General features: G+C 49.5%; 2 protein-coding genes and 2 tRNA genes. All 4 read right to left on the minus strand.

What is annotated here, in order from left to right:
• Positions 1 to 915, minus strand: a 915-nt coding sequence (locus tag HWQ67_RS17670; protein WP_218254014.1) for a glutamine synthetase beta-grasp domain-containing protein, incomplete at its 3' end; no start/stop codon positions are given.
• A gap of 42 nt (positions 916 to 957) precedes the next feature.
• Positions 958 to 1296 carry a P-II family nitrogen regulator gene (locus HWQ67_RS17675; RefSeq protein WP_218254015.1) on the minus strand — a complete coding sequence of 113 codons (339 nt, stop codon included), beginning with the start codon at positions 1294 to 1296 and terminating at the stop codon, positions 958 to 960.
• A 68-nt stretch (positions 1297 to 1364) separates the two neighbouring features.
• Positions 1365 to 1438: transfer RNA gene (locus HWQ67_RS17680), tRNA-Arg, on the minus strand.
• 31 nt (positions 1439 to 1469) lie between these two features.
• Positions 1470 to 1542 (minus strand) — tRNA-His (locus HWQ67_RS17685).
• Positions 1543 to 1758 lie beyond the last annotated feature (216 nt).

Here is a 1758-nt window from a genome sequence, read left to right on the forward strand (position 1 = left end):
TGAATGCTTCAAGATGCCACCGATATAATACATGGCCATTTCACTCAGCCCCGCATAACCATTACCGGCAAAGAGTGGGTTGCCATCCTTCCACAGACTCTGGTGTGTGTGCATACCGGAGCCGTTGTCGCCAAAGAGGGGCTTGGGCATGAAGGTAACGGTCTTTTTGTGTTTAAGGGCAACATTTCTGATGACGTACTTAAATATCATGAGCTTATCGGCCATGTTTACCATCGGTGAGAAGCGCATGTCTATTTCGCCTTGTCCTGCCGTTGCCACCTCGTGATGCTGTGCCTCTACCTCTATGCCGCAGCGTTGCAGGGCCAGCACCATCTCCGTCCGGATGTCCTCCTGGGAATCGGTGGGGGAGACGGGGAAGTAGCCTTCCTTGTGGCGGGGCTTGTAGCCAAGATTTGGTTTTTCGTCCCTGCCGGAATTCCATATGCCCTCGTTTGAGTCTATATAATAGTATCCGCTATGTGCGTTTTGATCAAAGCGTATGTCGTCAAAGATGAAGAACTCCGCCTCGGGACCAAAAAAGGCCGTATCGGCCAACCCGGTGGACTTCAGATAGTTCTCCGCCTTCTGGGCAATGAAGCGTGGGTCTCTGGAGTAGGGTTCCTTGGTGATCGGGTCAAGGATGTTACAAATGAGATTGAGAGTTGGGTGTTGCCTAAACGGGTCCAGCATAGCGGTACCGGGGTCGGGCATCACCAGCATGTCTGAGGCATTGATTGCCTGCCATCCCCTTATGGATGAACCGTCAAATCCAAATCCCTCCTCAAAGGATGACGCATGCAATTGGGTTATGGGTACGGACAGGTTCTGCCATACCCCTGGAAAGTCAATGAAGATCAGATTCACCATTACCACATCATTGGCCTTGGCAAAGGCGATTACCTCGTTTGGTGTCATATTACCTCCTGATTTGCTTTTGATTTACTGTATCTGTTTAAATTAGAGAGCCTGCTCTCCTCTTTCACCGGTTCTTATCCTGACGGCCTCTTCGGCGTTGTAGACAAATATTTTGCCGTCGCCAATCTTTCCCGTCTTTGCCGTTTTTTGGATTGTATCTATCACCGTATCCAGAATGGCGTCAGAGACTACAACTTCAATTTTTAATTTTGGGATAAAGTCTATCACATACTCCGCCCCCCTGTATAGCTCCGTGTGTCCCTTCTGCCGTCCAAACCCCTTGACCTCAACGACGGTCATACCCTGTATACCGATAGCGTTTAAGGCATCCTTGACCTCGTCCAATTTGAACGGTTTTATTATTGCCTCGATTTTTTTCACAAAACCGCCTCCTTTAAATTTTTTAACCGGTTATAGCATAGCAGCAATGTAATTGAAAAAGCAAGACATGCGCCTGAGAGGATTCGAACCTCCGGCCTGAGGTTCCGGAGACCTCCGCTCTAATCCACTGAGCTACAGGCGCGACGTTGGCAAGTATATAAAGACGAAAAAGGGGTGAACAAGGGGACTTGAACCCCCAGCCCCTGGAGCCACAGTCCAGTGCTCTGACCATTGAGCTATGCTCACCACATAATCCTAAGTTGTTATTAACATAGCATATAGTTATCAGCGGTGTCAAGGGGGTGGGGCACCCCTGCCGTAAAAAGGGGGTGGGGCACCCCTGCCATAAAACGAACCTGTCCCCCACTGAGCCTGGGGAACTTAGCCGGGAGCGGTTCGCCTCTCGATGACCCATAAAAATAAAACCATATACTGATTCGGATTCGAGTTTTTTCGGGTATC

Source organism: Candidatus Magnetobacterium casense, from assembly GCF_019173545.1.
In the GTDB taxonomy this organism is placed as follows: domain Bacteria; phylum Nitrospirota; class Thermodesulfovibrionia; order Thermodesulfovibrionales; family Magnetobacteriaceae; genus Magnetobacterium; species Magnetobacterium cryptolimnobacter.